Origin of the sequence: Haloferax gibbonsii, from assembly GCF_001190965.1 — an archaeon.
GTDB classification, from domain to species: Archaea; Halobacteriota; Halobacteria; order Halobacteriales; family Haloferacaceae; genus Haloferax; species Haloferax gibbonsii.
In genome coordinates this window covers 1,240,363-1,264,656 of sequence record NZ_CP011947.1, presented here as the reverse complement: position 1 = coordinate 1,264,656, position 24,294 = coordinate 1,240,363, and the positions used below count along the sequence as shown (strand labels likewise).

Below are 24,294 nucleotides of genomic sequence, written 5' to 3'. Positions count from 1 at the left end.
CGCGTTTCGAATTCTCGCGGCACATAGAACTATATCCCTGACAGTCGCCTCTCCGGTAGAGTCGTCTCCGCTGCGACTCGGTGACTCCAATGGATTTAGACGAATTCGTCAGCACGCACGCACCGTCCGAAGGCGGCGAATCCTTCGAACTCGAAAACTCGAAACTGCTCGACGTGGCTCTCGACGGGAGCGTCATGGCCAAGGCCGGGTCGATGGTCGGCTACACCGGCGACATCTCCTTCGAGCGGAAGTCCGCCGGCGGCCTGACGGGGATGCTCAAGAAGAAGGCCACGGGCGAGGGCGACGTCATGATGCAGGCGACCGGAACCGGGCACCTCTATCTCGCAGACCAGGCCAAGGAGGTCCAGATTCTCGAACTCGACGCGGGCGAGGAACTGAGCGTCAACGGTAACGACGTGCTCGCGTTCGAGTCGAGCGTGAACTGGGACATCAAGATGCTGACGAGCATCGCTGGGGCGTCCTCCGGCGGCCTGTTCAACGTCTTCCTCGAAGGCCCCGGCCACGTCGCCATCACGACCCACGGCGAGCCCATCGTCCTCCAGACGCCGGCCAAGACCGACCCCAACGCGACCGTCGCGTGGAGCGGAACCGTCTCGCCGTCGTCGAACCGCGACATCAACATCAAGGGCCTGCTCGGCCGCTCGTCGGGCGAGTCCTACCAGCTCGAATTCGCGGGCGAAGGCGGCTTCGTCATCGTCCAGCCGTTCGAGGAAGTCGGCCCCGGCGAGTAGTCGCCCGGCGCGACTCCGACTCCAGTTTTGCGCTCAGCGGCCGTTTTTCGGCCGTTTTCGTCGTTACTCGGACCGAACGGGCCGAGACGGCGCGTATCTCTCGTGCCCGGCGGACATATATTGTCTGCCTGAACTGTTATGCCGACTCCGTCCTAATCCCGGCGTATGGGTGACATCAGCGTCCATCTGGTCGACCGCGGTCGCGTTCTCACGGATATGGGGTACGTCCTCGACGGGTACACCATGGGGAGCGCGTCGAACCGAAGCCCCGACCACGAAACGGCCGAGTTCGTCGTCTGGAACGCCGTCGTCGACGGCCCCGACCGGACGGTGCTGTGGGACACCGGAGCGAACCCCGAGGCGGGCGACGGCTACTGGCCCGCCCCGCTGTACGAGGCGTTCGAGTACGTCGACGCCGCGGAACACACGCTCGAAGGCGACCTCGATTCGGTCGGCTACGACCTCGGCGACATCGACGCCGTGGTGATGAGCCACCTGCACCTCGACCACGCGGGCGGCCTCGCCGAGTTCGCCGGGACGGACGTGCCGGTATACGTCCACGAGGAGGAACTGAAGTTCGCGTACTACTCGGCGAAGACGACCGAGGGCTCCATCGCGTACCTCGCGTCGGACTTCGACCGCGACCTGAACTGGAACGTCGTCCACGGTGGCGAGCACACGCTGTTCGACGGCTTCCGGCTCGTCCACCTGCCGGGTCACACCCCCGGCGTGCTGGGCGCGCACATTGAGACGCCCGACGGCGACGTGCTCGTCGCGGGCGACGAGTGCTACGTCGAGGGCAACTACACGGACGAGGTGCCGCTCGGCCCCGGCCTGCTCTGGAGCGAGCGCGACTGGTTCGAGAGCCTCCAGAAAGTGAAGGAGCTCGAACGCCGGACCGGCGGCGACGTGCTGTTCGGCCACGACCTCGAACGGTTCGAGTCGTTCGGCGACGGCTGGAACGCCTGAGACGGGCGACGGCGCGCCCGACGAGGCTCTGATTTTCACGCGTCAACCGCAGAACGGCGGGCGGCCGCGGCACTCATCGCGTCCGAAGAACGTAAGAAGGGAACCGCAGGGATTGGCTGGGTTGGGTGGTGTGGGTTGAGGTGGAGTGGGGGATTGAATGGCCGGTGGAGACGACGGACCGGCCTAAATCATGAGTTGCACGTCGGCGTCGGCCATGTGCTGGAGGGCCGTCGCCGCGCCGACGCCGGTGGTGACGCCGTCGTAGAACTCGGCTTCGTCGTAGCCCATCAGCTCGATGGTCATCTGGCAGGCCTGGAGGTCCACGCCCATGTCGAGGGAGGTCTCGATGAGTTCCTCGACGGTCGCGGTCCCGTTCTCCTGAATCTTCTTTTCCATCATGCTCGTGGCGACGTTGTCCATGAAGGGCAACGCGGCCACGGCGTTCGGCATCGGCATGCTCGGGTTGCCGACCGCGCTGAGCTTCAGGTTCTTCGACTTCTCCTCGTGGAGGATGTCGAGCCCCCAGAACGTGTGGAAGACCACGACGTCCCAGCCGAAGGCGGCCGCCGTGCTGGCGAGGATGAGCGGCGGGTACGCCATGTCGAGGGTGCCTTTGGTCGCGATGATGGTCATCGACTTCTGTCCGTCGTCGTCGGTGGCCTCCCGGAGGTCGGAGACCTCCTCCTGCAGGGCTTGGATCTGCGCGCGGAGGTCTTCGACGGAGGCGGCTCCCGCGTCGACGGGCGCGTCGGCGTCCGAGCTCATTCCTTCTGGATGAGGTGGCGGAAGACCGCGTCGCCGTCTTCCTCGGCCTCTTCCTGGTCGAGCATGGAGACGCCGTCGGTGGAGTCAGCCCAGCCCTTCAGGTCGCTCATGCTGCCGGAGTCGGTCGCGACGACCTGCAGAATCTCGCCGCTTTCGAGGTCGTCGACCGCGCCGCGGGTCTTGACGACGGGCATCGGGCAGGACAGTCCTTTCACGTCGAGGGTTTCGGTGGGTTCGTATGTACTCATTTTTCGGGGTCACCTGTGTTGGGTGTATTCCACAATATAGGGGTGCTTCGTAAAAGTGTGTCGGTTCTTGGGTAGACTACACAATACTTAGGCTCGACAGCGATGCATGCCGAAACCGGCGGTTAAACGGGGCTTAGTGTCATTACACGCTCGCACGAGTGCGAAATCGCACTACATTCCGACGATGTATTCTGAGTTAGTATTGCAAGAAATTCAAACTACCATCCGAAAGCTTAAGTCGAACCACCCGATAGTGGGTGATGCATACATGACCGTTCCAGACCTGCCGGAACTCGAAGTCGACGTGCCAGTCATCGAGCCCGAGACGCTGAAAGCCCGCATCGACGAGGGCGAGGCGCTCACCATCCTCGACAATCGCGTGCCGTCGGAACACGAGGATTGGCGCATCGACGGCGAGAACGTCTCCCACGTCAACATCCCCTACTTCGAGTTCCTCGACGAGGAGCTCGACGAGGCGCTGTTCGAGGACCTCCCCGAAGACGAGGAATTCGTCGTCCTCTGTGCGAAGGGCCACTCCTCGGAGTACGTCGCCGGGCTCCTGATTCAGGAGGGCTACGACGCCGTGGCGCTCGAACGCGGGATGAACGGCTGGGCGAGCATCTACGAGTACACCGAACTGGAGACCGACGGCGACGCGCTCGTCGCGCAGTACCAGCGCCCCTCCAGCGGCTGTCTGGCGTACCTCGTCGTCGACGGCGACGAGGCGGCCGTCGTCGACCCGCTTCGGTACTTCGCCGACGAGTACGTCGCCGACGCGAAGGCCCTCGGCGCGGAACTGAAGTACGCCGTCGACACGCACATCCACGCCGACCACATCAGCGGGGTCCGCACGCTGGTCGAAGACCACGGCGTCACGGGCGTCATCCCCGAGGCCGCCGAGGACCGCGGCGTCGACTACGACACGCCCTACGACACAATCGCGGACGGCGAGACGCTCACCGTCGGCGACACCGACATCGAGGCCATCCACACGCCCGGCCACACGACCGGCATGACGACCTACGCGGTCGACAACGTGCTGTTCACGGGCGACGGCCTGTTCATCGAGTCGGTCGCCCGCCCCGACCTCGAAGACGGCGACGAGGGCGCGCCCGACGCGGCCGGAATGCTCTACGACTCGCTGCAGGAGCGCGTCCTCTCGCACGACGACGACGCCATCGTCGCCTCCGCGCACTTCAGCGACGCGGCAATCCCCGCCGCCGACGGCAGTTACACCGCCACGCTCGGGGAACTGAAGGACACGATGGACGCACTTTCGATGCCCAAAGACGAGTTCGTGGAGTTCATCCTCTCGGACATGCCGCCGCGGCCGGCCAACTACGTCGACATCATCGAGACGAACCTCGGCGTGCAGGAGTCGGACGACGACCGCGCCTTCGAGCTCGAACTCGGGCCGAACAACTGCGCGGCCAGCAACGAAGCCCTCACGAACTAAATGTCGGGTCTGACGCCGCTCCTCGTCGAAGGGCTCTTTCCGAACGGTATCGCGCACTACGCGCTCGGCGGTCTCCTCATCGGCCTCGGGACCGCTGTCATCTACCTCGGGACGGGCATCATCGCCGGCGCGAGCACCTTCCTCGAATCGACGCTGTCGTACGCCTCCGACCTCCCGCGGTTCAACAAGGCGAAGTACGTCGCCTCGCGGGACTGGCGGGTCGTGTTCACCCTGAGCATCGTCGCCGGGGCCGCCATCTACACCGTCCTGTTCGGTGACGGCTGGTGGGTCTCCGACGTGCAACCGTGGCGCTTCGCCGTCGGCGGCGTCCTCGTCGGCGTCGGCACCCGCATCGGGAAGGGCTGTACGTCCGGCCACGGGGTCTGCGGCGTCGGCTCGCGCTCGCGGACCTCGCTCGTCAACGTCGCCACGTTCATGCTCGTCGCCATCGGGGTCGCACAGCTCCTGAGCGCGCTGGGGGTGTCGCCGTGAGCGACGACGAACGCGGACTCGGGTTCATGCTGGTCGTCGTCGCGGGCGGCCTGATATTCGGGTTCGGCCTCGCCGTCAGCAACATGGCTCGCCCGGAGGTCGTCCTCGACTTCCTTCAGTTCGACGACCTCGGTCTCGTCTTCGTAATGGGCGGGGCCGCGGTCGTCACCGGCACCGTCTTCGCGCTCGCCGAGGCGTTCGGCGACCGCGCGCCCCTCACCGGGCGCGACTACGGCCGCCGCCTGAAGTCGTTCGACAAGAACGTCGTCGTCGGCGGGGTCGTCTTCGGAGCCGGCTGGGGTATCTCCGGCATCTGTCCCGGCGCCGCCTACGCCAGCCTCGGCGTCGGCAACTACCCCATCCTCATCGCCATCGGCGGGATGTTCGTCGGCGCGTACCTGCAGGGGCTCTGGCGGGCCCGCCGCGCCGAGAGCGCCGTAACCGGCACCTCAGCCGACTGAACCCCTCGTCGGCGAATCCGATCTCGTTCTTTTCCCGTCCGTCGCCCGCAGAGCGACGGCGACGACGTTCTCGCCTCCCTGTCGGCGAACCGCCGCCGATGGGCCGCGGCTCGCGCGCGCTGTCGAGCAGTCGGTGGTCGTTTCCTCCGCGAGTCGACGTTCGACGCTCGCCGCCGATGTCCGAGAACGTCGTCGTGAGCGGCTCTCGACCGAGTCTATGCGATTGTAACCGGCCGGATATAGTATTGCACAAGAAGCAAACAACTATTTTGTCATAGATAGCGGACAAATATGTTCGTAACGTCTCGTGATACAAAATATAGCTCGATTTAGTGGTATTTCTATGTCCATTCTATAACTTACGAGTATGCAACAGCGATATGGTATTGTACAGTATTCCCAAAAGCGTTATATCCTCACTCCGGTTAGCCAGCGGTGTACAAGATAGTATGATGCGTGCAATACACTCCGGGCACCCCGAGGGGTGCTGGTAAGATGTTCGGAATCGAGACGTTGGGCGGGAACGCACAGGCCGCCGCGCTCGTCGGCGTCGTCCTCGTCGAGGCGATGGTGCTGTACGTCGGGTACGGCGCGCTGACCGCCGCACTCGGACCGACCGTTCGGAAGGCCATCGGTGGTGAGTGAGCGTGTTCGAACTACTCGGCATGTCTGCCGGGATGCTGGCCCTCTTCGTCGCGTTCGGGGTTCTCATCGGCGTCCTGTTCGGCTTCTTCGGCATGGGCGGGTCGTTCCTCGTGACGCCCGCGCTGCTCGTCATGGGCTACCCCTCGCGCGTGGCCGTCGGTTCCGGGCTCGCGTTCGTCTTCGGGACCTCCGTCATCGCGACGCTGAAGCACCGCGACCTCGGACAGGTCGACTACAAACTCGGCATCTCGATGATTATCGGGACCACGGTCGGCCTCGAAGTCGGGAAGGAAATCGTCCTCTACCTCGAAGAGCTCGGACTCGCCGGTAACATCATCAGCGTCACGTACGTGCTGCTTCTCGGCGGTATCGGGCTGTTCGTCACCTACGAGGCGCTGAAGGGCGGCAACGGCGGCGGCGTGAGCCACGACGTGGACGGCGACGCCGACATCGACGCCGACGACATCCCCGAACTGGCCAAGAAGATTCAGAGCTACTCGCTCCCGCCGATGATAACCCTCCGCGGCGGCGTCAAAGTCTCGCTGTGGATGATTCTCCTGGTCGCGTTCGCCACGGGGCTCCTCTCGGGCTTCCTCGGCGTCGGCGGCGGCTTCATCCGCATGCCCGCGCTGTTCTACCTCATCGGCGTTCCGGTGCCCATCGCGGTCGGCACCGACCTGTTCGAAATCATGTTCTCGGGCGGTATCGGCTCGTTCCTCTACGCGCAGTCCGGCGGCGTCGACCTCTCTATCGTCGCGCCGCTCCTCGCCGGGTCGGCGCTCGGCGCGCGCGTCGGCTCCGCCGCGACCTCCATCGTCGACGAGGACGAGATCAAGATTTACTTCGGCCTGATGCTGCTCCTCGGCGCGCTCGCCGTCGCCGTGCGGCAGGCCGGGAACTACCTCGGCATGGGCGTCCTCGACTACGTCAGCCTCGCGCTCATCCTCGGGTCGGCGCTCATGGTCTCCGGCGCGGTACTCTACAGCGCCGTCAAGTCCATTCGCGCGCCTTCGGCCGCCGGAAGTTCGACCGCCGACTGAGGACGACGGCTCGCACGCGAACCGCACTCGCATCGAACCCGAATCCACGACACCGGGACGCCGTTTCTCCCCCGGTGTTGTGCAAACTATACAAACCCTTTTGAGGGCTGACCACGTAGCCCGAACCGACAATGGCTAGCTCGATGGTCGAATACCTGCAATCGGACATGGAGTGTGAGGGACTCCTCGAGTGTCTCCACGGACTGAAGCAACTCGACCGGCGGTGTTTCGAGGTGCTCGTCGAGACCGACGAACACCTGACCGTCGACGAGGTCGCCGAGGCGGTCGAGCGGGAACGTTCGACCGCGTACCGCTCCATCCAGCGCCTGCTGCAGGCGGGGCTCATCCAGAAGGAACAGGTGAACTACGAACACGGTGGCTACTACCACGTCTACCACCCGACCGACCCCAACGAGGTCGCAGACGACATGCAGCGCATGCTCAACGACTGGTACGCCCAGATGGGCACGCTCATCCAGGAGTTCCGCGACAAGTACGACGAGAAAATCGTCCCCGCGGAGTAGTTTTCTTCGACCGACGAGCGGCCGCCGCCTCTCGATTGGTCCTCCTCCCAAATCGATTAGGTTCCGTATTCAACGCCTCTGAGTCCATAGCTACTGCCACGACCACTCTATGTCGAAGAGTAAAAGCAGTCCCCGAAACAACGAGTTCGTCGAAGAGTGCCAGTCGTGTGAGTCCCGGACGCCGCACGACGTCTCCATCGAAATCAAGACCGAGAGCCGGAAACGCGAGAACCGCGAGTTCTCCCGCGAGCCGTACCGTGTCACGCGCTGTACGCGCTGCGGGAACACGCGGTCCCAGCGAATGAACGACGCGTGAGCGATACCCCCGCCGACCGCCGGCCACCCTCGGCAGACCACTCCCGACCCCAACCCCGACCCCGACCCCGACCCCGACCGACCGCCTCCGCGACACCGACGTAGCCACGGTCCGAGCCATGACACAGCAACCCACCCCAGACGCGCCGACTGTCCTCCTCGTCGACGACGAGGCCGCCCTCGCCGATAGCCTCGCGCTGTGGCTCGAACGCCGCTACCGCGTCCGAGTCGCGTACTCCGGGCGCGAGGCCCTCCAGACGTTCGACGAGAGCGTCGACCTCGTCTTCCTCGACCACAACCTCCCCGGTCTCTCCGGCGAGTCCGTCCTCGAAGAACTCTCCCGACGGGTCGACCCGTCGTCGTTCGCGGTCGTCATGCTCAGCGCCGCGCCCGGCGACGAACTCGCCGACCTCCCCGTTGACGCCGTGCTCACGAAGCCGGTCACCAAACGCGACGTCTTCGACGCCGCCGACCGATTCGTCGGCGACGCGCCCGAAGCCAAACTCGACTAATCTCCTTCCAACGGTCCGTGGCCGCCCGCTTCAGTCGTCCGCCGACGCGGGATTCAGCTCGTCGAAATACGTCTCGATGAGCTTCCGCTCCGCCGTCCGGAGGTGTTCGTGGAGCGTCGGCGGCGAGATGCCGAGCGAGTCGGCGACCTCTTCTGCCGTGCTCCCGCGGGGCCACTCGAAGTAGCCGGAGACGAGCGACGTTTCGAGGACCGTCTTCTGCCGGTCTGTCAGTTTGGAGTCGAGCGTCCGCCGGAAAGAGTCGGCCGACTGGACGGACCGCTCCACCTCGCGCTTTGCGACGACCGAGACGCCGGCCGCGGCCGTCGTCACCGCCTCCACGAGCGCGCCGTGGTCGGCGTCGGCCGCGACGTGGAGCGCGAGGGTGCCGCTCCCCTCGGAGAGCGTCAACCGCTCCACGCTCGCGCCGTGGTCGATGGCGGTCGACAGCATCGCCTCGGCGTCGGTGCGGAGTTCGACGACGGACTCCTCGTCGCCGTCGGCGACGACGCGGGCCTGCGAGACGTCGGCGGCGTCGATAGCGGCCGCGACCGCGTCGCACCCCGACGCGCCGGCGACGCTGACGAAACAGGTGAGCTCGTCGCCGGCTCGGGTGACGCCGTCCAGCGAGAGTCGGCAGTCGAGCGTCGCCGAGAGCCCGGCGAGCACGCCGGCGCCGCCGCCGACCTGAAACTCCAGTTCGACGACGCTGTCGCCGTTGAGAAGCTGCTTGCTCTGCGTCGCGTTGATGCCGTTGCCGACGGTCGCGCCGAGGTCAGAAAACAGTCCTGCGGACTCCTCGTCGAAGCCGTCGGTCTCGTCGTAGACGACGAGCGCGCCGTACACCGTCTCGCGGTAGTCGATGGCGACACAGAGCGCCGACACCGCGTCGAGGTCGGCGGCGTCGTCGCCGAAGACCGCCGCGCGGTGCGCCTCGGAGATGTCCTCGAAGGCGAAGCCGTCTTCGACCGTTCCGTCGATGTCGAACGCCTCGTCGACGAAGTCGAGGTCGACGCCCGAGGGGTCGAGTCCGTAGCCCGCCGCGGCGGTACACCGGAGCGTGCCGGCGGCGGTGCGTCTGAGAACGAACGCGGCCTCGTGGGCGCTCGCGACCGCGTCGCAGACGGTCCGTTCGATTTCGTCGCGGCTCCGCGCGTCGATTATCGCCCGGTCGATGTCGCGGAGGAGCTCGTTGGTCCGGTTCAGGCGGTCGAGCTGCGCCTCGCGGTTACGAATCGCCGCCTCGTGTTCGGCTCGGACCGCCTCCAGTCGACCGCGGAGGTCCGACAGCGCCTCGGGCTCGCGGAGCTCCTCCACGTCGCGGCTGTCGAGCGCCGCCTCCGTGGATTCGAGCGCGAAGTACTCGCGGACCTCGGACTCGAAGCCCGACCGCACGAGCAGCTCTTCGACCGTCTCTTTGACCTCCGACTCCGAGACGGGCTTGACGAGGTAGGCGTCGAACGGCATGTCGACGATGTCGGTGTCGGGCTCGACCGCGGTCATCATCGCCACGCGGCAGTCGAGGCCGCGCTCGCGAATCTCGTCGAGCACGTCGTCGCCCGTGACGTTCGGCATTCGGCGGTCGAGGAGGACGACGTCGACGGTGTCGTCGAGTCGGTGGAGGGCTTCTTCACCGCCGTAGGCGGTCTCGACGGCGAACCGCTCGCCGTCGAGCCAGTACCGGCAGGTGTCTGCGAGGTCCTCGTCGTCGTCGACCACGAGAACGACCTGCTCGGCGGCCCGCTGTTCGGGGCTCTCGCGCGCCGAGCGTTCGGTGACCATCGTATCGAACACACAGTAACGGCGAACAGTAATATATCTGCCCATCGCAGCAGGTGGAATTTAGGCGGTTCAGTGACCCGATTCGGTCGTCTCCGACGGACGGGGAACTCCCGCGACCGACTGCGAACCGACCCGCGAGACGGCCCCGGGCCGAACTCACGCTCGCGGGAGCGTGACGACGAACGTGGCTCCGCCGCGGTCGTTGTCCTCGATTGCGACCGTCCCGCCGTAGCTCTCGACGATTTCGCGGACCAGAAACAGCCCGAACCCGTTGCCCGGATTCGACAGGTCCTCGATGCGCTGGTCGACGATGCGGTGTTTCTCCTCGTCCGGGACGCCCGGGCCGTTGTCGGAGACGCGGAGTTCGACCGCGTCGTCGCCGGCCCCAACCTCGACTTCGACCGCCGGGTTCGGCTTGTCGTTGTGCTGGACGGCGTTTTTCAGCAGGTGCTCGATGACCTCGTCCAGCAGGTCGTCGGCGACGACCGAGACGTCGGGGAGCCGTCCGACTTCGACGCTCGCGGCGTCGGTCTCGCTCCGCAGTGACTCCGCGCCGTGGTCGACCGCCTCGTCGATTCGACGCGGTCGGAACTCGTGGGACTCGCGCTCGACGATGACCTTCATGAACGTCCGCATCGTCCCGACGAGTTCGGTCATCTCGCGGACGCGCCCCTGTATCGTTTCGAGGTGGGTCAGCCCCGCGTCGTCCACGAAGTCCTCGACGATGTCCGCCCGCGCGCCGACCACGTTGAGCCCGTTGAGGAGGTTGTGGCGGATGATGCGGTTCACGAACTCCAGTCGCTCCTGTTCGCGCCGCAACTCCCGCTCTCGCTCCTTGCGGGCGGTGATGTCGTGGCCCTCGAGGACCAGAAGCGACACCTCGCCGTCGTCGTCGCGGACCGGGGTGACGGAGAAGTCGATGACGACCGGCCGGTCGGTGTTCTGTCGCTCGATTTCGACCTCGTAGCGGACGAACTCGCCGTCGGCCGCGCGGTCGAGCGCGGCCCGGAGGTCGGCGATTCGCTCGTCGTCGCCGCGCCACCACGGCGTCTCCCACGCCCGCAGTCCGACGATGTCGTCGCGGTCGCCGTCCACGAGGTCGAGCGCGGCGTCGTTCACCCGGAGGACCGTTCCGTCGGGCTCGACCAGCCCGATGTACTGGAACGTGCTGTTGAACACCGCGTCCAACTGTCGCTCGCGGCGCTTCCGGTCGGTCATGTCGCGGGTCACCTTGGCGAAGCCGATGACCTCACCGGTGTCGTCGGTCAGGGCGGTGATGGTGACAGACGCCCAAAAGCGAGTGCCGTCGGCACGGACGCGCCACCCCTCGTTTTCGGCTCGGCCCTCGGTCCGCGCTCGGTCGAGAAGGCGCTCTGGCAGGCCGTCTTCGGCGTCCTCGTCGGTGTAGAACGTCTCGATGTGTTCGCCGAGTATCTCCTCCGTATCGTAGCCCTTGATGGCCGCCGCGCCGCGGTTCCAGCTCTCGACGCGACCCGAGGCGTCGAGGCGGAACAGCGCGTACTCCTCGATGTCCTCGACGATGCGCGAAAACGCCTGCTCGCGGCGTTCGAGTTCGCGCTCGCGCTCCCGCCGGACGTGGGTGTCGATGCCGTGGGCGACGGCGTGGCCGAGATTCGAAATCGGCTCGGCGAGCTCCGCGGTGAACGCCCGCTCGTGTTCGGCGTACATCGTGAGCACGCCGTAGCGCGCGTCGTCGTAGACGAGCGGCACCGACGCCGCCGAGCGGTAGCCGCGTTCGAGCGCCGGTTCGCGGAACGGCCCGAACGCCGGTTCGTCGGCGATGCTGTGGGTCGCCTGCACCGCGTTCGACCGGACCGCGCGGCCGACCGGGCCGTTTCCCTCGGGGCGCTCCGCCGACACCGACACGTCTATCTCGTCGAGGTAGCCGTCCTCGACGCCGGCCCACGCGGTCGGTTCCACGTCGCCGGTCGCCTCGTCGACGACGCCGACCCACGCGAACCGGAGTTCGTCGGTCTGGACGAGTCGCTCGCAGACCTGCCGTTCGATGTCCGCGCGCCCGCCGGCGTCGACGATGGCCTCGTTCACGTCCGCGACGACCTCGTTGAACGTCGCGAGGATGTCGAGTCGCTGGCGCAGTTCGCGCTCCGTCGCAGACGGGTCGTCGACCGACTGCGGAGCCCCGTCGGTCATCCGTCTCGACCCCCCCTCGAACCGGCGTCCCGTCGTGCGTGCATACCCCGACTCTAACCCCCACTGACTTGTGCGTTTCTCGGTCGGCCCGAGCCGTCCCTAACTACGTAGGGCCGTGAATTAGTACCGACCGCGCCATTCGACTATATGGCCACAGTGACCTGCCCGGGTCACTCGTCGTGCCCGCACGACCCTACGGCGGAATCGACAACCTACCCCCTCTCTCCGCCCTGGGGACGTGTCCCTGCCCAAACCCCAACTCCCTTTCCGCGAAATCGACCGACGAGCGACGGGTGTTTCGTTCGTGTCCCCGGCGCGTACATTCATTTCTAGCCGAGGCAGATACAAGACCAAAAGCACGCACCACCGCGCCATTTACGCCGGATGAGCACATACGTGCAACCCATGAAGAAAAACGAGCTCATTCACGTGCATTCGCTGCTCGTAGAAATCGCCACAGACTACCTCGACCGCGGGGTGCTCACCAGCGCCGACCTCGAACCGTACCACCGACTTGGAATCGGCCCGATGGCCCTCCGGGACTGCCGGGCCGACCACGAGCACGCCGTCCGGACGCTCACGACCGCGCTCGCGGTCGGTGCCGCCCGCGACCTCGACCTCGACGCGGAGTCGGTGCCCGGCCGACACCTGCTCCGTCCCGACGAGGCGACCGACACCGACCCCGACACCGACCAGCGCGTCACGTCACACTGATATTTTCTTCGCGGACTCCCCCTCGAACAGCGGCGGCACCGGCCGACGGATGGACCTAAGAGCGCCCGGCGAGACGCCCCCGGTATGCGACTCGAAGACTACTGGGGAGTCGGCCCGAAGACCTCGGACCGACTGGAATCGGCTCTCGGCAGGGAGGGGGCGGTCGCCGCCATCGAGTCGGCCGACGTGCGGGCGCTCGTCGACGCCGGCGTCACGCGCGGGCGGGCGGTTCGCATCCTCCGCCGCGCCGACGGACAGGCCGGCATCGACGCGCTGTCGACCCGCGACGCCCGAAACGTGTACGACGACCTCCTGTCGCTCGCGAGCGACCGCGCGCTGACCGAACACGCCGCCGACCGAATCCGCGTGCTGACGCCGCTCCCGACCGTCGGAGACCGGCGCGACCGCCTCGACCGCGTCCTCGCGGCGCGGGAGGCGTGGGCCGACCTCGACGACGACGCCCGCGACGCCGTCGAAGCGACGTTCCGCGACTACGACGAGGCCGGCGAGACCGAGCGCGCCGCCGTTCGCGCCGCGCTCGAACTCCGGGAGGCCGGACTTCGCGGGGAGCCGTTCGACGCGCTGGAGGAGGCCGACCCGGATTCCCTCCGCGACGCCCTCGGCGCGCTGGGCTACGTCGACAAGGACGGCTCGGTCGCCGCGGGTACCGACGACCGCCTCGACAGCCTGCGGAGCCGGCTCGACACCGCGAACGAACTCCAATCCGGCTCGTTCGACGTGCTCGAAACCATCCAGTCGCGGGGCGTCCGCTCGCTCGACGACTTCCGCGCCGCGTTCGTCCAGTACGTCGCCCAGGAGACCGACCTCTCGCGCGGCGAGGTCGAGGCGGTCGCCGCCGAGGACGCCCGCGACGCGACCGACTTCGTGAGCGCGTCGCTCCGGGCGCTCGTCGAGGACCTCGAAGCCGACGTCGCCGCGCGCGAGGAGACCGTCGCCGAGGAGCTACGCGACCGCATCTGGGCCGCCCGCGACGACGTGGACCTCGCGGTCGAGGCCGTCGACGAGGTCGCGCTGTCGCTGTCGCTCGCGCGGTTCGCCGACGAGTACGACCTGACGCGGCCGGACATCGCCGAGACGGGGCTGGCGGTCTGCGGGGCACGAAACCTCTTCATCGACGACCCACAGCCCGTCTCCTACGCCGTCGGCGACCACGAACTCGCGTGCGCCGCCGGGCCGACGCCGCCGGTCGGCGACCGCGTGTCGGTCCTCACCGGGGCCAACAGCGGCGGGAAGACGACGCTCCTAGAGACGCTCTCGCAGGTCGCCATCCTCGCGTCGATGGGGCTTCCGGTCCCCGCCGAGTCGGCGGTCGTCGGCCGGTTCGACTCGGTCGTGTTCCACCGCCGGCACGCGAGCTTCAACGCGGGCGTGCTCGAATCGACGCTCAAGTCCATCGTGCCGCCGCTGTCGGGCGACGGCCGGACGCTGATGCTCGTCGACGAGTTCGAGGCCATCACCGAGCCGGGCCGCGCGGCCGACCTGCTCAACGGCCTCGTGAACCTCACCGTCGAGCGCGACGCGTTCGGCGTCTACGTCACGCACCTCGCGGACGAACTGAGCCCGCTCCCGCCCGAGGCGCGCATCGACGGCATCTTCGCCGAGGGTCTGACCGACGAGTTGGAACTGCGCGTGGACTACCAGCCGCGGTTCGGGACGGTCGGCAAGTCCACGCCGGAGTTCATCGTCTCGCGGCTGGTGGCGAACGCCCGCGACCGCGCCGAGCGCGCCGGCTTCGAGGCGCTGGCGGCGGCGGTGGGCGAAGAGGCGGTACAAAAGACGCTGTCCGACGCCGAGTTCGTCGGCTGAGCCGACGCGGCGGCGGGGAGAGCTATCGGCGGCGTGCGTTCTCGTCGGCTGCGCGGCGACCGCGGCGGCGACGACTCAGCACATCTCGTCGAGCGAGACGAACGCGTCGGCGTCGGCGGTCAACCACGCCTCCATTCGGTCGCAGCAGCTGTCGCGCCGGGGGTAAACGGTCACTTGGTCGGGGCTCCCTCGATAGGTGACGACGACGCTATGGAGGTAGCAATCCCCGGTGGTATCCGCGCCGGTGCGGTCAGCGGTCCCTGCAACCGAGTCCTGAGAGGCGGGCACTTCTGACATTCGCCGTCACCTATACACACGCGACGGTGATTACATAACCTTCACTAAGTGTGGTAGTGATTGACAATACCCGTTGGTTACAAAACGTTGCACCAAGTGGGAGTACGGAGTGATACATAGCTTCGGTTCCCCTCGCGCGGGTGTGGATTCCACAGTTCCGCGGGAGAATCCGCCCCGCCGGGCGACTTCTGCCGGCGGAGACGGGTTGAAGTGCCCGGGACCGCCATCTGGCTGTCGATGGTCGATCCCACGTCCGATTTGGAAGAGAACGTAGACCCCGAAGACGCCCCGACCTGCGCGACGTGCGGGGAGCCGGTTGCCAACAATCCGACGCACCGCGTCGTCACGTGGGTCGAAGACGACGCCGTGCAGGCGCGGCACTTCTGCGACGACGACTGCCGGGACGCGTGGGACGACGAACGCTGACGCTCTCCTGACGACACGTCTGGCCCTCGGCACGCCGGCCGCGGCGCGGCGCGCCCGCGACTACTCGACCGACGACCAGAACCGGTCGAGGCCGAAGCCGAGCATGTCGGGACTGACCGGCCTGAACTCCTCGCGCTCCTGTTCCGGCAGGTAGTCGCGGACGCCGTTCCACGAGTCGCGGGCGTACCGGGCGTCAACGAAGACGCGGACGCCGACCTCGTCGGTCCCGCGGATGACGCGCCCGATGGCCTGCCGCGCCTTTCTGACCGCGGGCACCGTGAGCGCCGTCTCGAAGCCGTTTCCGAACTCGCGGTCGTAGGCCGTCTTCACCGCGCGGGTCCGCGGCGACGACGTGTTGATGAGCGGGACGCCGCAGACGACGGCGGCCGAGAGCTTGTCGCCGCTGTAGTCGACGCCCTCGGTGAGCGTGCCGCGGAGGCTCGTCACGAGCACCTTCCCGTCGCCGCCGAAGAAGTCGCGCTTGAGCCGCTCCGTGGCCCCGTCGTCCGACGACTCGTCGAGGAGGACGGGCTTGTCGACGCGGGCTTCGAGCGCGCCCGCCATCCACTCGGCCTCGGCGTAGTTCGGCATCCCGACGAGGACGTTGCCCGGCGAGCGCTCGCACACCTCGACGGCGGCGTCGGTGTACGCGAGCCGCGTCTCGTTTTCCTCGCCGGGCGGCCCGCGGTTGCTGTGGGTGAACTTCGGCACGTCGACGGCGAAGCTCGCGCGGTTCGACTCGGGGAAGCCGAGGCCGAACGTCCGCTCGGCGACCGGGCGGCCGTCGTCGGCGAGGGCGTCGAGGCCGGTCACGCGGCGGAACACGTCGATGGGTTCGAGCGTCGCGCTCATCAGGACGCCGCCGCCGAAGTCGCCGAGGCGCTCGGCGATGGCCTCGCCGGGGACGCAGTTGTGGACCGACACCCGGGCGTTGTACGCGCGACGCCACGACTCCGGCGGCTCCATCTCGTCCCACGTCCGCTCGAGCTCGATTTCGCGGAAGTGCTTTTCGTGGTCCGCGTAGGCCCACGTCGCCAGCGCCCGCCCCGCCGCCGGCGCGGCCCGGCGCTTGTCGTCTTCCTCCACCGAGTCGAGGATGCGGGCGACCGCCGAGCCGGTCGCCTCGGCGCGGACCCACGTCCCCTCGTCGTGGCCGCTCTCCTCGGCCCACTCGGTGAGTTCGTCGACGCCGGGCTCCTCGGGGTCGCGCAGGGGGAGTTCCTCGTCTTCGAGTTCGGTGAGGTCGGCGCGCCAGCCGACGTACTCGCGGTCGAGGTGCGCGGTCACGCGCCGGTCGAGTTCCTCCCGGAGGTCGCGGATGAAGTCCCGGGTCTCCTCCAGTTCGCGGAGCGTCACGTCGGCCTCTTGGAGCTCTCCGCGGACGAGTTCGGCGTCGACGGTCGACTTGCCGGCGTCGTCGAACTTCACGGGCTGGATGACGCGGGTGAACTCGCTTTCGGCGTCGCGGAGCGTCCGGTCGCCGACGCCGACCGAGACGAGGTCGCGGACGCGGGGTTCGAGCATGTGCGCCTCGTCGCAGATGACGAACGTCGAGTCGTCGACGAGCGCGCCGGTGAAGGTGCCGACGGTCGTCGGGTCGAACGCGTGGTAGTAGTTGCCGACGACGACCTCGACGTTGGGCAACAGCGCGCCCATCACCGAGTGGGGACACGACCCCGCGCCCGCGGCCAGCGAGACGAGGTCTTCGGTCGCGATGAGGCCCTTATCGTCGAACTCGAAGGGAACGGCCTCGATTGGGTCGCCGTCTTCGGGGAGGTCAGCGAGGAAGTTCGCGTAGAACGGGCAGTACTCCACGTCCTCGTAGTCCGGCATCGACTTGGGGTACGGCGTCGGGTCGCCGGCGGTTTCGAGGTAGTTCGGGCCCGCGGTGGTCGAACCGGTGTCGAGGAGGCCGGTCTGTTGCTCGCGGGCGTCTTTCGCGAGCGCCTCGGCGCTGGTCCGGCCGCCGTCGCCGACGAGCCCGCGGGTCCGGTCGCGGAGGCCCTCACAGCGGTCGTAGACGGTCGCGTCGTCGATGCCGCCGCAGCCCTCGCGGCTGTAGGGACACACGTCGGACTTGCCGACGAGCGTGAGTCCCGAGACGGGTTTCCAGTCGCTCGGGAGGTTCTCGTTGATGGTTCGGAGGTCGGCTTCGAACTGCCGGAGCTGTTGTTTGACGCTCGTGAGGACGAAGACGCGCTCGTAGTCGGAGTCCGGGTCGCGGACGAGGTCGATGCCGGCGGTGAGCGCGAGCATCGTCTTGCCGGTCCCGCACGCGCCCTCCACGACGGCGAACCCGTCGTCTCGGGCGGTCTGTATCGCGGTCTCGATTCCGTCGGCCTGCTCCGGGTACGCCTCCGGGTGGCCGAACACCTCCTGCCAGGTCACGCTCTGTGGTCCAGTTGCGACGGCCATAGGGGTGTCGGTGACTGGCCGCGGACTCGCACTTGAACGTTCGCGCGAGGGATGGCGGCCGGGCCGGCGACGCTATTCGAGGAAGGCGGCGATCGCCTCGGCGAACGCCTCACGGTCCCCGCCGTCGCCGCCGACGCAGACGACGAACGGCGCGGCGGCGGCGTACACCTTCATCTCGCGCCCCTTCTCGGAGTAGCGGGTGCCGGCGACGCGGACGAGGTCGGCCTCGATGAGGTTCCCGAGGTGGTGGCGGGCGTTCTGGACGGAGGTCTCGACCCGCTTCGAGAGCTCGGTCGCCGTCGCCGGCGAGTCCTGCAGGCACGACAGCAGGTCGCGGGCGGTGTCACAAGAGAGGCAGCCGAGGAGTTGCTCCGTCTCGTCGTCGTCGAGCCAGTGGACGCGCGGGGCGGTCTCGACGCTCGAATCGACGGACCCGTCGGACGGGAGCAACCCTGACATACAATCGACATTTCGGTGCGGGAAGTAAACCGTTTCGGGAGGTCAGGCGCGCTCGGGCGCGCTCCGGTCCGCCCCGGTCCGGTCGACGCCCGGCAGTCGGTTCAGCGCGTAGAGGACGGCGAGCGCGGCGACGAACACCGCGAGCCCCCCGGCGAGCGTCCGGAAGACCGACTCGAAAGCGTAGTTCGCCTCGGTCAGGAAGCCGACCGCGCCGCTCCCGTTGGCCTCCAAGAGGAGCGCCGCGCCGCTGAACACGGCGTAGGCGCTCCCGCGGGCGTCGCTCGGCAGCGACGAGAGCATGAACGTGTCCAGCGCGGGAAACAGGCTGTGGATGACGTAGCCGAGCACCGCGACGACGACGGCGACGGCGACGAAGCCCTGCGCGTACGTCAGGGCGACGAGCGCGCCGATAAAGGCGACGAGCAGGCCGAAGATGTAGGGGACGTGCGGGAGTTTGTCGGCGAGCCGGCCCGACAGCGAGAACGCGGGGACGCCGGCGGCGAAGACGATGGTGAGCATCGTGCTCGCCGTGGCGGCGTCGAACGCCTTCGCTTGGGTCATGTACGACACGAGGAAGTTGAACAGGCCCTGCCAGACGAACCCCGCGGGCGCGATGAGGAGGATGCCCGTGAGGATGAGCTTCCAGTGGCCGAGCGCGGCCGAGAAGTCGCGGTCAGCACCCGTGCCGGCCCCCGCGCTCCCGTCGCGGGAGACGGCGTAGAGGAGGAGCGTCACGAGCGCGGCGGCGGCGGCCAAGACCCAGAACGTCTCGCGCCACGTGTACGACGCGAGGATGATGACGACGACGGGCGCGGCGACGACGGCGGCGACCTGGCTGGCCGCGCCGTGGATGCCGACCATGCGGCCGACGCGCTCGGGGAACAGTTCGCCGACGAGCGGGGTCGCGGAGACGAAGTACGCGCCCGAGGCGAGGCCGAGGCCGAACGCGCCGATTTGGAGGGTCAGCACCGACGTCGCGCTCGCGGTGAACGCCGCGGCGACGACGAGCAGCGTGCCCGACCCGAGGACGACCTTCGACCGCGAGACGCGCGTGAGCAGGTAGCCGACGGGGATTCGCGGGATGGCGGTCCCGAGCCAGACGAGGCTCGTCACGACGCCGATGGTCGCCGGGCCGACGGAGAACTGCGTCTGGAGCGTCTCGACGAGCGGCGGGAACGCGACGCGGCCGAAGTTGACGAGGAAGACGAGTCCGCAGAGAGTTCCGAAGAGGCGGCGAGTCACTACCCCGGATTCAGTCGCCGCCGTGTCAAGCGTTGCGAATCCGGTCCGCGACCACATGTGTTAACGCGGCCCCGGGCCAACGGGGGCGTATGATTACGAGTCGACGCATGGCCGCGGTCGACCTGAACGCCGAGGCGCTCGGCGTGCCGCGGAAACAGCTCATGGAGTCGAGCGGGAACGCCGTCGCGCGGGCCTGCCGCGACCTCGCGGACCCCGGCGCGTCGGTCGCAATCGTCGCCGGACGCGGCAACAACGGCGGCGACGCGCTCGTCGCCGCGCGGTTCCTGAAGGCGTACGACGTGACCGTTCACCTGCTCGGCCGCCCGGAGACGATTTCGACCGACATCGCCCGCGAGAACTGGGACGCCCTCGTCGCGGGCGAGGCCGACCGGCGGACCGTCGCCGACTCGGCCGCCTTCGACCTCGGCGACCCCGACCTCGTCGTGGACGCGATGCTCGGCACCGGCGTCGCCGGCGCGCTCCGCGAACCCGAGGCGACGGCCGCCCGCGCCATCAACGAATCGGCTGCGACCGTCCTCGCGGTCGACGTTCCCTCCGGCGTCGACGCCGACACGGGCGAGGCGGCGGGTCTCGCGGTCGACGCCGACCGCGTCGTCACCTTCCACGACGACAAGCCCGGTCTCGGGGACCTCGACTGCGAGGTCGCCGTCGCCGACATCGGCATTCCCGAGGCGGCCGAACTGTTCACCGGCCCCGGCGACCTCCTCGCGCTCGACCGCGACGCACAGAGCCACAAGGGCGACCACGGCGACGTGCTCGTCGTGGGCGGCGGCCCGTACACCGGCGCGCCCGCGCTCGCCGCGCAGTCGGCCCTCAGAGCCGGCGCGGACCTCGCCCGCGTCGCCTGTCCCGAAGCCGTCGCCCGCGAGGTGCAGGGCTACTCCGAGAACCTCATCGTCCGCGGCTTCTCGGGCGACCGACTCGCGCCCGAACACGTCCCCGACCTCCTCGATTTCGCCGCCGACCGCGACGTCGTCGTCTTCGGCCCCGGTCTCGGTGACGCCGACGAGTCGCTCGACGCGGTCCGCGAGTTCCTCGCCGCCTACGACGGGACCGCCGTCGTCGACGCCGACGCCCTGCAGGTCGTCCCCGAGGTGGAGACCGAGGCGACCCTGATTTGCACGCCCCATCAGGGCGAGTTGCGGAAGATGGGCGGCGAGACCGACGCCGACTGGGAGACGCGGCGCGACCTCGTCCGCGAGTTCGCCGCCGACCTCGGCCACACGCTCCTCGTGAAAGGCGCGTACGACGTGGTCTCCGACGGCGACGGGGTCCGCGTCAACCGGACCGGGAACCCCGGCATGACCGTCGGCGGGACCGGCGACGTGCTCGCGGGCGCGACCGGCGCGCTCGCGGCCGTCTTGCCCCCGCTCGACGCGGCCGCCGTCGCGGCCTACGCGAACGGCCGCGCGGGCGACCTCGCCGCCGAGGCGTTCGGTGGCGGCCTCGTCGCGACCGACCTGCTCGAACGACTGCCCGCGGGCCTCCGAGGTGACGCGGAATGAGCGACGACCGCGCCGGTTCGGAGTCGAACGACTCGGACGACCGCGACCTGACCCACGTCGACGAGGAGGGCAACGTCCAGATGGTCGACGTGGGGGCGAAGCCGGACACCCGCCGCCGCGCGGTCGCACGCGGGACCATCCACCTCAGCGCCGACACCGTTCGGGCCATCCGCGACGACGAAATCGGGAAGGGCGACGTGTTGGCGACGGCCCGAATCGGCGCGATTCAGGCCGTCAAACACACGTGGGAGACGATTCCGATGTGCCACCAGATACCCATCACGAACGTCGACACCGAGTTCGAGGTGGCCGACGAGTCGGTCGCGCTCTCCGTGACGGTCGGCACGACCGGCAAGACGGGCTGTGAGATGGAGGCGTTAGAGGGCGTGACGACCGGCCTCAACGTCGTCTGGGACATGGTGAAAGCCGCGGAGAAAGACGACGACGGCCAGTATCCGGGGACGCGAATCTCGGACGTCGAAGTCGTCACGAAGGAAAAAGAGACGCTCGACTGAGTCGGGTCGGCGGTCCGACTTCCGCCGTCCGCGCCGAGGCGGGCGGCTCCGACGGTCCGACTCAGGCCGAGTCGGCCGGCGCGGAGAGGTCGGCGGCCTTCGCCCGCGCCTTCTCGACGATTGCGGGGCGCGCCTCGAACTCGACGTGGACCTGTTCGCCCTCGTACTCCTCGGCCTCGACGTGGGCGTGGTCGTAGAGCCACGAGACGAGGCTCATCGTGTCGTCGGCCATCGGCAACAGGAGGCGCTCGCGCTTCCACGCGGGCAGTTCGCCCTCGACGCGGTCGGCCAGTTCCTCGACGTTCTCGCCGGTCAGCCCCGAGACGGCGACGGGGTTGGGCGCGAGCGCCGACAGCGCCGCGCGCTTTTCTTCGAGTTCCTCGGCCTCGACCTTGTCCACCTTGTTGAACACGGTCACGATGGGGGCTTCGTTTCGCTCGTAGAGCGTGTCGTGGCTCGTCACCAGCTTCTCGCGCATCTCCTCGATGGGCTCGGAGGCGTCCACGACGAGCAACACGAGGTCGGCCCGGTAGACCGAATCGAGCGTGGACTTGAACGACTCGACGAGCCAGTGGGGGAGGTCGGAGACGAATCCGACGGTGTCGGTGAGAAGCACGTCTCGCTTGCCCGTCTCGGCGCGGCGCGTGGTCGTCCCGAGCGTCGTGAACAGCTTGTCTTGGGACTCCGCGGTCGGGTCGAGGTCCGGGTGGAGGTCGTCGTTCTGGCCGACTTCGAGGTCGGCGGCGAGCCGCTGCATCAGCGTCGACTTCCCGGCGTTCGTGTAGCCCGCGAGGGCCACGAGGTCGAAGCCGGACTCGCGGCGCTGTTCGCGCCGGGTCTCCTCTTTGTCCGCGATGGCGTCCAGTTCGTTCTTGATGCGCGAAATCTGGGCCTTGATGTCCTGCTCGCGGCTCTCGTCGTACTCGCCGAGCCCCATGAACCCGGGGCGCTCGTCGCGCTTCGCCAGCGACGCCTTCGCCTCGGCGCGGGGCAGTTCGTAGCGTAGCTCGGCGAGTTCGACCTGTAGCTGCGCCTTGCGGGTGTTCGCCCGCTGGCCGAAGATTTCGAGGATGAGCGTGAAGCGGTCGATGACCTCCACGTCGTCCGGGAGCTTCTGGGCGATGTTGTACGTCTGGTAGGGGCCCAGTCGGTTGTCGAAGACGACGGCGGCGGCGTCCTCGCGCACGACGAGCGACGCTAACTCGCCGACCTTCCCTTCGCCGAAGTGGAACGCGGCGTCCTCCTCGCGGGTCTGGGTGAGTTCGCCGACCACCTCGTAGCCCGCCGCGCGGGCGAGGTCGGAAATCTCCGTGAGGTCGGCGTCGCCGCGGTCGACGCGCTTCGCGACGACGACGCGACTCATCGCCGCACCTCGATTGTGGGGTACGTAGCCTGCACTGTGTCAGTCGGTACTAGCCGCCGGAGGCACTTAAGCCCCGCTCGGCCGGGGTCACGCGTCGAGATGGCGTCCCGTCACCTCCCGTTCCATGGCCGCGTTTGGACGCCGGGACTCTTGTAGGTTGCCCGGATGCGACCTGACAGTTCGGTGATGGCGACAGTCTCCCCACAAATCACTTATACCAACGGGCGGGATGTTCGCCGTATGGACCCCTTGCAACTGAGCATCGACCCGCAGCAGCTCGGCATCGAGTTCGGGAGCGGGGCCGTCATCGGCGGCATCATCGGCTTCGCGGCCAAGAAAATCGCGAAGCTCATCGCCGTCATCGTCGGCCTCGAACTCGCCGTGTTCAAGTTCCTCGAATCGCGGGGCATCATCACCGTCGACTGGGAGCGCCTCACCGGCGGCCTCGTGAGCGCCACGCAGGACGCCGCGAGCGGCGCGCCGCCGGACTGGATTTCGACGATTCTGTCGACGCTCTCTATCTCCGCCGGCTTCTCCGGCGGCTTCCTCGTCGGCTTCAAAAAGGGGTAGTTCGCGTTCGAGACTCGCCGACGCGCCTCAGAGTTCGTCTTCGTCCTTGACGATGCGCGTCTCGGCCGTGCCGCTCGTGATGTTGTTCACCTTGTCGTAGAAGTCGTTTTGCATCCCCGCGGGGAACGTGATGACGCCGACCCACGAGCCGTCGTTCTGCCACTCCTCGCGTTCGAGGTCGCCGTAGCTCCGAATCTGCGCCTGTCCGCTGCCGGCGTACTCGGCCGGAAGTTGGACGGCGACGGTGACTTCGGCGAACTTGATCGGCAACACGGGTCGGAGCGCGTCGAGCGCGTCGTCGACCTGCGACTCGACCGGCTCCATCGGGTCGATTTTGAACCCGGCCTCTTCGAGCGCGCGCTCGATTCGCTCCGGCGGGTGCGGCGAGTCGTTCATCTGCGGGTTGACCGCGTTGCGGGCGATGCGGTTGATGAGCGACTTGCGCTTCTGTTCTTGCATCTCGCGGCGCTGTTCGGCCGTGATCTGAATCTCCCCTTTCTTGACGACCTCGGGGATTATCTGGAGCGGGTCGGTCGTTCCGAACACCTTCTCGAGGTCGTTCTCGGCGGGGCGGTCGCCGCGGGAGGCGTCCTCGAACACGTCTTCGGCGGCGATGACCTCTTCGAGGTCGCCGTCGAACTCACCGCGCTTTATCGAGAGCGCCGCGTCGGGGTCGATGAGCACCTCGAACCGCGCGCCGTGAGATTCCAGGCGGGCCGTGACTGCCTCGTCGAGTGAAATCATAGGTTCCGATACTCTCTCCGTGGTAAAAAGCCCTCGCCGACCGACTCCCCCGACAGCGTCTCGCGA

The 24,294-nt window shown here is 68.0% G+C and carries 26 protein-coding genes; 16 read left to right on the top strand and 10 right to left on the bottom strand.

Annotation, left to right across the window (positions count from 1 at the left end):
- The first annotated feature begins 89 nt into the window (after positions 1 to 89).
- Both ABY42_RS06700 and ABY42_RS06695 read left to right on the top strand, forming a co-directional pair.
- Positions 90 to 752 carry an AIM24 family protein gene (locus ABY42_RS06700; protein ID WP_004977155.1) on the top strand — a complete coding sequence of 221 codons (663 nt, stop codon included), beginning with the start codon at positions 90 to 92 and terminating at the stop codon, positions 750 to 752.
- Positions 753 to 917: 165 nt separating this feature from the next.
- On the top strand, positions 918 to 1,721 hold the full coding sequence (locus tag ABY42_RS06695; protein WP_050459012.1) for an N-acyl homoserine lactonase family protein: 804 nt from the start codon (positions 918 to 920) through the stop codon (positions 1,719 to 1,721).
- A 183-nt stretch (positions 1,722 to 1,904) separates the two neighbouring features.
- Here ABY42_RS06695 and ABY42_RS06690 read toward each other — a convergent pair whose 3' ends face one another.
- Positions 1,905 to 2,486, bottom strand: a complete 582-nt coding sequence (locus tag ABY42_RS06690) for a DsrE/DsrF/DrsH-like family protein (protein ID WP_050459011.1) — start codon at positions 2,484 to 2,486, stop codon at positions 1,905 to 1,907.
- Positions 2,483 to 2,734, bottom strand: coding sequence for a sulfurtransferase TusA family protein (locus tag ABY42_RS06685; RefSeq protein WP_049905219.1), 252 nt, complete (start codon positions 2,732 to 2,734; stop codon positions 2,483 to 2,485). The genes ABY42_RS06690 and ABY42_RS06685 overlap by 4 nt, the downstream gene beginning before the upstream one ends.
- Positions 2,735 to 3,002: 268 nt before the next feature.
- On the opposite strand from ABY42_RS06685, the gene ABY42_RS06680 reads away from it, so the two are divergent.
- From ABY42_RS06680 to ABY42_RS06650, 8 genes are all read left to right on the top strand, one after another.
- Positions 3,003 to 4,190: an MBL fold metallo-hydrolase gene (locus ABY42_RS06680; RefSeq protein ID WP_050459010.1), complete on the top strand. Its 1,188-nt coding sequence runs from the start codon at positions 3,003 to 3,005 to the stop codon at positions 4,188 to 4,190.
- Entirely contained in the window at positions 4,191 to 4,682 is a 492-nt protein-coding gene (locus tag ABY42_RS06675; protein WP_004977160.1) for a YeeE/YedE family protein, read from the top strand. It begins immediately after the preceding gene.
- Entirely contained in the window at positions 4,679 to 5,143 is a 465-nt protein-coding gene (locus ABY42_RS06670) for a DUF6691 family protein (RefSeq protein ID WP_004977162.1), read from the top strand. Before ABY42_RS06675 ends, ABY42_RS06670 begins: the two co-directional genes overlap by 4 nt.
- A 495-nt stretch (positions 5,144 to 5,638) precedes the next feature.
- Positions 5,639 to 5,788: a DUF7512 family protein gene (locus ABY42_RS19770; protein WP_004043577.1), complete on the top strand. Its 150-nt coding sequence runs from the start codon at positions 5,639 to 5,641 to the stop codon at positions 5,786 to 5,788.
- Positions 5,785 to 6,828: a sulfite exporter TauE/SafE family protein gene (locus tag ABY42_RS06665; RefSeq protein WP_004977163.1), complete on the top strand. Its 1,044-nt coding sequence runs from the start codon at positions 5,785 to 5,787 to the stop codon at positions 6,826 to 6,828. The genes ABY42_RS19770 and ABY42_RS06665 overlap by 4 nt, the downstream gene beginning before the upstream one ends.
- 143 nt (positions 6,829 to 6,971) lie before the next feature.
- A complete protein-coding gene (locus ABY42_RS06660; RefSeq protein ID WP_004977164.1) occupies positions 6,972 to 7,352 on the top strand; it encodes a helix-turn-helix domain-containing protein in 381 nt (126 codons plus the stop codon).
- A 109-nt stretch (positions 7,353 to 7,461) separates the two neighbouring features.
- A complete protein-coding gene (locus ABY42_RS06655; protein ID WP_004977165.1) occupies positions 7,462 to 7,668 on the top strand; it encodes a DUF7835 family putative zinc beta-ribbon protein in 207 nt (68 codons plus the stop codon).
- A gap of 118 nt (positions 7,669 to 7,786) precedes the next feature.
- Positions 7,787 to 8,179, top strand: coding sequence for a response regulator transcription factor (locus tag ABY42_RS06650; RefSeq protein WP_004977166.1), 393 nt, complete (start codon positions 7,787 to 7,789; stop codon positions 8,177 to 8,179).
- A 30-nt stretch (positions 8,180 to 8,209) separates the two neighbouring features.
- Here the strand turns inward: ABY42_RS06650 and ABY42_RS06645 are convergent, their stop codons facing one another.
- Positions 8,210 to 9,958: a bacterio-opsin activator domain-containing protein gene (locus ABY42_RS06645; RefSeq protein ID WP_050459009.1), complete on the bottom strand. Its 1,749-nt coding sequence runs from the start codon at positions 9,956 to 9,958 to the stop codon at positions 8,210 to 8,212.
- A 156-nt stretch (positions 9,959 to 10,114) separates the two neighbouring features.
- Positions 10,115 to 12,130 carry a sensor histidine kinase gene (locus ABY42_RS06640; protein ID WP_050459008.1) on the bottom strand — a complete coding sequence of 672 codons (2,016 nt, stop codon included), beginning with the start codon at positions 12,128 to 12,130 and terminating at the stop codon, positions 10,115 to 10,117.
- A 405-nt stretch (positions 12,131 to 12,535) separates the two neighbouring features.
- Between ABY42_RS06640 and ABY42_RS06635 the strand changes: the two genes are divergently transcribed.
- Both ABY42_RS06635 and ABY42_RS06630 read left to right on the top strand, forming a co-directional pair.
- Positions 12,536 to 12,844 carry a UPF0058 family protein gene (locus tag ABY42_RS06635; protein ID WP_050459007.1) on the top strand — a complete coding sequence of 103 codons (309 nt, stop codon included), beginning with the start codon at positions 12,536 to 12,538 and terminating at the stop codon, positions 12,842 to 12,844.
- Between the two features lie 84 nt (positions 12,845 to 12,928).
- Positions 12,929 to 14,671 carry a DNA mismatch repair protein gene (locus ABY42_RS06630; protein WP_050459006.1) on the top strand — a complete coding sequence of 581 codons (1,743 nt, stop codon included), beginning with the start codon at positions 12,929 to 12,931 and terminating at the stop codon, positions 14,669 to 14,671.
- 75 nt (positions 14,672 to 14,746) lie between these two features.
- Here ABY42_RS06630 and ABY42_RS06625 read toward each other — a convergent pair whose 3' ends face one another.
- Positions 14,747 to 14,968, bottom strand: coding sequence for a DUF7511 domain-containing protein (locus ABY42_RS06625; RefSeq protein ID WP_049905220.1), 222 nt, complete (start codon positions 14,966 to 14,968; stop codon positions 14,747 to 14,749).
- A 237-nt stretch (positions 14,969 to 15,205) separates the two neighbouring features.
- Between ABY42_RS06625 and ABY42_RS06620 the strand changes: the two genes are divergently transcribed.
- A complete protein-coding gene (locus ABY42_RS06620; RefSeq protein ID WP_049905241.1) occupies positions 15,206 to 15,394 on the top strand; it encodes a DUF7576 family protein in 189 nt (62 codons plus the stop codon).
- A gap of 60 nt (positions 15,395 to 15,454) precedes the next feature.
- Here ABY42_RS06620 and ABY42_RS06615 read toward each other — a convergent pair whose 3' ends face one another.
- The 3 genes from ABY42_RS06615 to ABY42_RS06605 form a co-directional block, all read right to left on the bottom strand.
- Positions 15,455 to 17,809, bottom strand: coding sequence for an ATP-dependent DNA helicase (locus ABY42_RS06615; protein WP_050459005.1), 2,355 nt, complete (start codon positions 17,807 to 17,809; stop codon positions 15,455 to 15,457).
- Positions 17,810 to 17,881: 72 nt separating this feature from the next.
- Positions 17,882 to 18,268 (bottom strand): ArsR/SmtB family transcription factor, encoded by a 387-nt coding sequence (locus ABY42_RS06610; RefSeq protein ID WP_050459004.1) that lies wholly within the window; start codon positions 18,266 to 18,268, stop codon positions 17,882 to 17,884.
- 42 nt (positions 18,269 to 18,310) lie between these two features.
- The gene (locus tag ABY42_RS06605; RefSeq protein WP_050459003.1) at positions 18,311 to 19,510 is read right to left on the bottom strand and encodes an MFS transporter; all 1,200 of its coding nucleotides are present in this window, start codon (positions 19,508 to 19,510) and stop codon (positions 18,311 to 18,313) included.
- Between the two features lie 89 nt (positions 19,511 to 19,599).
- On the opposite strand from ABY42_RS06605, the gene ABY42_RS06600 reads away from it, so the two are divergent.
- Both ABY42_RS06600 and moaC read left to right on the top strand, forming a co-directional pair.
- The gene (locus ABY42_RS06600; protein ID WP_269433869.1) at positions 19,600 to 21,036 is read left to right on the top strand and encodes an NAD(P)H-hydrate dehydratase; all 1,437 of its coding nucleotides are present in this window, start codon (positions 19,600 to 19,602) and stop codon (positions 21,034 to 21,036) included.
- The gene (gene moaC, locus ABY42_RS06595) at positions 21,033 to 21,551 is read left to right on the top strand and encodes a cyclic pyranopterin monophosphate synthase MoaC (RefSeq protein WP_004977176.1); all 519 of its coding nucleotides are present in this window, start codon (positions 21,033 to 21,035) and stop codon (positions 21,549 to 21,551) included. The genes ABY42_RS06600 and moaC overlap by 4 nt, the downstream gene beginning before the upstream one ends.
- A 61-nt stretch (positions 21,552 to 21,612) precedes the next feature.
- On the opposite strand, the gene hflX is transcribed toward moaC, so the two are convergent.
- Positions 21,613 to 22,914: a GTPase HflX gene (hflX, locus tag ABY42_RS06590; protein WP_004977177.1), complete on the bottom strand. Its 1,302-nt coding sequence runs from the start codon at positions 22,912 to 22,914 to the stop codon at positions 21,613 to 21,615.
- A gap of 240 nt (positions 22,915 to 23,154) precedes the next feature.
- Here hflX and ABY42_RS06585 point away from each other — a divergent pair, with 240 nt between their 5' ends.
- Positions 23,155 to 23,484, top strand: a complete 330-nt coding sequence (locus ABY42_RS06585) for an FUN14 domain-containing protein (RefSeq protein WP_004977178.1) — start codon at positions 23,155 to 23,157, stop codon at positions 23,482 to 23,484.
- Between the two features lie 27 nt (positions 23,485 to 23,511).
- Here ABY42_RS06585 and ABY42_RS06580 read toward each other — a convergent pair whose 3' ends face one another.
- Positions 23,512 to 24,228, bottom strand: coding sequence for a ribosome assembly factor SBDS (locus ABY42_RS06580; RefSeq protein ID WP_004043594.1), 717 nt, complete (start codon positions 24,226 to 24,228; stop codon positions 23,512 to 23,514).
- Positions 24,229 to 24,294: the final 66 nt, after the last annotated feature.